Origin of the sequence: Blautia sp. DFI.3.45 (assembly GCF_020593505.1) — a bacterium.
In the GTDB taxonomy this organism is placed as follows: Bacteria; Bacillota; Clostridia; order Lachnospirales; family Lachnospiraceae; genus Blautia_A; species Blautia_A wexlerae.
In genome coordinates, this window is sequence record NZ_JAJDMI010000085.1 from 1 (window position 1) to 5,801 (window position 5,801).

A 5,801-nucleotide genomic window follows, 5' to 3' on the forward strand; every position below is an offset into this window, starting at 1 on the left:
TAATATAGAGCCTTCCTTTTTCCAACCTGAATTATCCAAAACTATCTCTTTATCTTAGAATCCTTCACAAACAAAGAGCGAGACATCCTTGCCTCGCTCCTGCTTTATTTCCTATTTTATTATTACTGTGCTGCGTCCCAGCTTGCAAACGCGCAGCTCATTGATCTGACCAGCTCATCCGGCCTGTTATACTTAACCTTTGCATAGATGTCCATGGTAATCTTGCTGCTTTCATGGCCTGCCAGGTATTGAACCGTTTTGGGATCTACCGACGCATGAATAAGGTTGGTGATGTAAGTATGCCGCAACTGATGGGGTGTTACCTCAAAGTCCAGGCTGTAAACCACTTTTCCGTTATGAGCGGCCTTTTCTCCCAAGACAGGTGTGACAGTATGCTTTACTCTTTTTCCATCTTCATACCGATAATAGCTCCGTTCCTTGACCGTTCTCGTAACAATATACTGCCACAGTCGCTTAAACTGCGTATAGGACAGCGGTTCGCCATCCCGGTTTGAAACTACATATTCCGAAGTCGAAGTTTCCTTTGCTGCTTTCAAGCACTCGGCCAAACAAACAGGGAGGGGGATATTTCTCTCCGCAGCCTTGGTTTTCAATTCATCCGTTTATCTCCCAATTCCGCTATAATATGCCGCCTGACCTTTGAGGTGTAATCCGTCAAAGTAGTAGCTCGTACATGAACCGACTGCATCAGCAGCCACTTTTCACAATACTCTGCAACTGTGGGCGTTTTCCGATGAAAAGTGGCATTCTCAATCTGTTCCAATGCAAGCGTTTCTTTGTTATATAGTTCTTCAGGTGTTTTTGCGTAGAGAGCTACGAGCTTTCCATTCGCATCTTTGATTCTGGTCCTATAATATAGGACACCTCTTTTCATAACTGTGCCATATTTAGGAAACATTATTTTTCTATTTGCCAATTCTTCCACCTCCTAAGAATAATCTCCAGCGCTGTACCTTTGTTTTATCAGACACTCCTGATTCCATCAAGGATACGGACCGGCTCACGATCTTCCGCTTCGAGGCTTACGGTAAGTTGTGCTTCTCTCAACAGGCTTTGCCCTGTGCGTACATTTTGCGATATACTCCTGGAGACCCGCCGCAGTAAAATACACACAGCTATTCTGAACATACTGCACATAAGAGATCAAGCCGTTGTTACGGGCGGCATCCAGCGTTGCGATGCTGATTCCTAAGATTTCAGCAGCTTCTTTTCGTGTAATGAGTTTTTCCATAGTCCATATTCCCTCCAATCTGTCAAGGTTATCGTCGTGCTTTCAAAATCACATGAATACGCTGGCAGCCGTAACTGCCAGCGCATGGTATCTGATTTTGAATAAAAAACGACCAACAAAGAAATCAATCGCTTCCTATTTTAATATGGCTCAATTCTCGTCACATTTGCCACGCAACCCTGACGATGGGAACATAGCAGGTCTCCGCTGGCGCGGTTGTCATAACTCCGCAGCGTCGTTTTACTCGTGCGCCGCAGGGTTCCCCCCAAGTCTTTAGGAGGCCGTGAGGAAGTATCTTTAAGCCCCCGTGCAGTCCTCGCGCCGAATCTGCCACCATCCGTTTTGTGAAATCGTAGATCGCTCCAAAACAGCTTTGTTCATCACCTCCCTGTCTGCTCTATCTTCGCGGCGTTCCACACTCGCTCGTACACGGGTTATGTACCTGTTATGCTGTCTATGAAATTGTAGCAAAGTGCTGTTGAAGGGGGAAAACTTGTCCTTCTTATTAACACTGACAAAAAGAGCAAAAAACAGACGCTTCAAACAAAATTTTATCAAAATATTTTTGTTATAAGATGCAAAATAAGAACTCATCCAGTTTTATCTCTACTCTGATTAGTAGTACAATCTAAGAAAGAACGAAAATAGTTTTTAGCTAAATTTATTCATAATTTATTTACAATTAAATCCCTAGCCATACAGCAGAAAAATGATGACGAAAGATCATGCAAATGCTATAATGTTTGCATATAGATATGACAATTTGACTATATCGGAATCTTTATTCAAACAGATGATTGGAGATATTGCTATTATGAGAAATCCATGGCCAATTTTCAGCATTGCGGCTCTCTCTGGAGCTGCGTGCCTGATATATGATCACTTTTTTTCTTACGAGACTATGTGGATTGCTGTTGTAGTGTTTCTTGCACTGCTGGCTCTATGCTTTTTCGCATATTGCAAATATGAACATTGGCTGGCAAAGAAAATTAACCACTATGTGGTGGCGTATCAAAGCGACCATAATCTTGAGAATTTGAAACATGGATTGGATCGCTGGCGTCCCTGGGCACTCAGCAAGCATTCCAAAAACATCATTACAGCGAACTGGTTCTCTGCTCTGCTGGAACAACAGCGCTGGACAGAAGCGAAAGAAACTTTGGAGCAGTTTTTGCATCGAGCAAAAAATACGCAGGATAAACTGGGGTATCACCTGCTTCGTGAAGATTATGCAAGGGCGATCGGAGACACTGAATTAGAGAAGCAGGAACGACTTCTAAGCGAACAGCTAAAAACCCAGCTTGGAAACAAAAAGGGAGAATCAAGAGTACCCGCAAGCGCCAAAGAGAGTAAATATGCTTTCTTTTGCTGGCTCTCTTTCAGCGTTGGTCTGGCACTGTTCGGAATCATCAGCAATATCGCCACCGGGGACTCAATCCTTGGATCGTTTGGAGCCGGAGTTTTTATTTTGGGCTTGTTCTCGTTCCCAGTCTGCTTGATCTGGCTGATTCTCTGGTTGATCCGGCGCAGAAAGGAGGTTGTTAAATGACTTATATCCTCCCAGTACTCTATGTAATTGTGTCTTATACATTCTTCCTTTTGGCAGGCTGTTTTGACAATGCGATCAAATTGCAGATATTATCGATCCTTCTGCCTTTTATCATAGGAATCGTCAATTTGATTGTTGTGCTGACCGTAGGAAGAAAGTGGTCAAGAAAGACATTGCTGAACTGCACTTTGATCATCAAGTATGGACTAATCCCGTTCTACCTGGTCGGAGGGAGCATCACCGTATATGTAACGCTGATGGCATTCTTCCCATTGCCGCTGATGGCGTTGTTTGGACTGGTAACCATTGTTTTTTTGATTTTTGGATACGGGATTCTATTAGGGGCAGCTCCCTATGCTATCGCTTATCTGATAAAGTCATGCAAAGACGGCATTCATCCGAAATGGTTGGCGGTTTTAGCTGGAATCTGCCAGTTCTTCTTTTCCTTTGATGTACTTGCAATGATGGTTCTGACATTAAAGGAGCGGCACAGGGTCAAAACGACGATTGCCGTTTTCTGTGCAATGTGTCTTGCTCTCCTGCTTATCGTACTCTATGTGGTCATGACGCTGATCGGAGCATAATCGACCTTTATATAGAATATGACTTGCTCATACATAAAACAAATTTGATAGAATCGCAGAAAGGATTTACGCTTATGAAAAAACAATGGATTGCTTTACTAACAGGATGTGTGCTGGTATGCAGTATGCTGGCCGGATGCGGCTCAAAACCTCAGACATCAGCTCCGGCAGCTGCGGGCAGCGATAAAGGCTGTACGGATGAAGCCATTCTGTCTCAGCTGAAAAATGACGGGACACCTGAGTTCGTACTGGATGGCACTTACTACACACTTCCTTTGGAAACTTCCCAGCTGATACAAGCCGGCTGGAGTTTGGAAACGGAAGAATATGATGCAGCAGAGGTTTCTCTGCAACCCGGCGAGCGTATTTATGGGGAACTTTCCAAAGACGATCAGGAAATAGATGTTGCAATCGTAAATGCCGGGTCAGAGCCATGCAAGCCTGCTGAGGGCGGAACGGTGGTAGAACTGGAATACTCTGCCGATAAGGATCAACCAAATCCTGATTTCTTTGTAACGCTCAATGGGATCAACTGTGCGATGTCCAACGCAGCTTTACAAAAGGCATTGGACGGTGTAGACGGATATGAACTGAATTCCGCAGGAAATATCGACATCAATCGTACTGTTGATGATGATGAAATTGCTGTTTATAAAGTCATTCTGGATGATGACTACACAGCAATCACGCTTGCTTCGGACAATGTTTTTGAATACAAGGATTATCAGCCGCAAGAGGTAAAAGAACAGGCATCTAATGAAAAGATTGCCGCTTACAAGGATACTACAAAAGCCGAGATGGAGCCGTATGCTCAGGATTTCAATGCGATCATCGAGGGATATGAAGAAAATATGGCCGTTGGATTTTACAGTGAAGGTACTATTTGGGGCGAAGAAGTCGGTGAATATAAATCTATTGCCGGAACGCCGCTCGCTTCGGATGTGTCTCTCTACATCTCAGAGGATACAACCGGCCAGCTCTACTGTATTGCTAACCAGATTTTGAATGAAGATGGTACTGTAAGCACTGCCATTGAGCTTGAGGAAGGCGATCAGGTCAAGGTTTGGGGTTATGCTTCACAGTATCTGGAATTGCAGGAAGGTCTGAAAATCGTCGTGGTTCAGCCTGGTATCATTGAACGCAACGGCGAACTGGTGATCCTGGACAAAAATTTGAAAGTAGACTAATGCTTTTGAACGCCGGGTGCATATATCAAAGGATTGCATCCGGCGTTCTCAACTTAAAACAATAATCAGGAGGAACAATTATGCTTACAATGAATGAAAAAGATAAAAATGAAATGCTGGAAGCCATTTTGAACGAAAACGAAGCCTATCAGTGCAAGTTATGGGCAGTCATCATGGCCGGGGCTGATACCTATGCACTGATTGGAGGACTTTCTACACTGACGGGGGGCGCTGCCGCTGCATTGGGCGCACTGAGCAATGCTTACTGCTATCTGGGAGTTACCGAGCAACACCTGAATATGGTCATTGTAAATTCCGTTAATGTCTCCAAAATTGAAAACCGGCTTTCTCTGCCCCTAAGCAGCATAACAAAGGCAGAAGTCAAGGGTGGACTGCTGCCCGGAAGAAAAGTCGTAATGCTGCATTTTGGAAAAGAGAAAATGAAAATTTCTTTGATGAACAATGCGATTGGCTCTGATATTCAGGGGCAGAAAGAAAATGTTGAGATGTTCTGCCAGATTGTTTCCAAACTCGGATAATAGAGCGGATTATATCAATGCCTTATAAACACGGAGGAGGTAACGCTAATGGGATTTTTCAAAAAGAAAAATAAACAAATTACTTTTATTGAAAATGCTGGCGGAATGATTATCACGAAATCAATTTATGAGGGAACTTCTAAGCTGAAATGGTTTTTTAGAGAGGAAAGTGTAAATCCTTCTGATAATGGCTGGCGGGCAATCGGGGATAATGATACACAGGAATACTTAAATAACCCGGAAAATTCCATAGTTGTAGACTTTAATACCCTTGCAAACATTGAGCCGACAGTTTTGGCTGTATATGATATGCCGGTAGGTACGGATTTGGAATTCTGTTTTGACAATACTAGAAGATATTTTATCGACACGAATACCGGAAAACGGATATAACAGTGATTTTATAGGAAAACGACGAAGATGGAGAAACGAAAACTTTCAGGAAAAACAATTTTGAAGCTGGTAGGGGCACTTTTGGCTTTGGCTTATTTGGGATTTTGCCTCTATGCAGGTATTACCGGGAAATTTCCGAATATGCACAAAGCCGAGCATGTGATGCGTTTCGGTGACCTTAAAAACTGGGTGTCCGGCGGAATATCGGCTGTGATGATTTTTGCCCTGTGCATTACTTCTACTGTGAATTAAAAACTTTATCCTCACACGACTGAAGTCGCGTGCTTCCAGACGCTT

Annotated in this window: 7 protein-coding genes and 1 pseudogene; 6 read left to right on the forward strand and 2 right to left on the reverse strand. The window is 43.4% G+C overall.

Annotated elements, in window-relative coordinates; genetic code table 11:
* Positions 1 to 122: 122 nt before the first annotated feature.
* Together LJE09_RS16580 and LJE09_RS16585 are read right to left on the reverse strand one after the other, a co-directional pair.
* Positions 123 to 937: pseudogene (locus LJE09_RS16580) on the reverse strand (tyrosine-type recombinase/integrase).
* Positions 938 to 1,021: 84 nt separating this feature from the next.
* On the reverse strand, positions 1,022 to 1,252 hold the full coding sequence (locus LJE09_RS16585; RefSeq protein WP_025581166.1) for a helix-turn-helix domain-containing protein: 231 nt from the start codon (positions 1,250 to 1,252) through the stop codon (positions 1,022 to 1,024).
* Positions 1,253 to 2,066: 814 nt separating this feature from the next.
* Here LJE09_RS16585 and LJE09_RS16590 point away from each other — a divergent pair.
* The 6 genes from LJE09_RS16590 to LJE09_RS16615 all read left to right on the forward strand — a co-directional run bounded on the left by LJE09_RS16590 (position 2,067) and on the right by LJE09_RS16615 (position 5,756).
* Positions 2,067 to 2,801 (forward strand): ribonuclease III, encoded by a 735-nt coding sequence (locus LJE09_RS16590; RefSeq protein WP_227311565.1) that lies wholly within the window; start codon positions 2,067 to 2,069, stop codon positions 2,799 to 2,801.
* Entirely contained in the window at positions 2,798 to 3,385 is a 588-nt protein-coding gene (locus LJE09_RS16595) for an ABC transporter permease (protein ID WP_227311566.1), read from the forward strand. The genes LJE09_RS16590 and LJE09_RS16595 overlap by 4 nt, the downstream gene beginning before the upstream one ends.
* 74 nt (positions 3,386 to 3,459) lie before the next feature.
* On the forward strand, positions 3,460 to 4,572 hold the full coding sequence (locus tag LJE09_RS16600) for a hypothetical protein (RefSeq protein ID WP_227311567.1): 1,113 nt from the start codon (positions 3,460 to 3,462) through the stop codon (positions 4,570 to 4,572).
* Positions 4,573 to 4,652: 80 nt separating this feature from the next.
* Complete coding sequence (locus LJE09_RS16605; protein WP_004613373.1) at positions 4,653 to 5,111, forward strand: hypothetical protein; 459 nt, start codon at positions 4,653 to 4,655, stop codon at positions 5,109 to 5,111.
* Between the two features lie 48 nt (positions 5,112 to 5,159).
* Complete coding sequence (locus tag LJE09_RS16610) at positions 5,160 to 5,504, forward strand: DUF2185 domain-containing protein (RefSeq protein WP_025581171.1); 345 nt, start codon at positions 5,160 to 5,162, stop codon at positions 5,502 to 5,504.
* A gap of 27 nt (positions 5,505 to 5,531) precedes the next feature.
* Entirely contained in the window at positions 5,532 to 5,756 is a 225-nt protein-coding gene (locus tag LJE09_RS16615) for a hypothetical protein (protein WP_025581172.1), read from the forward strand.
* Positions 5,757 to 5,801 lie beyond the last annotated feature (45 nt).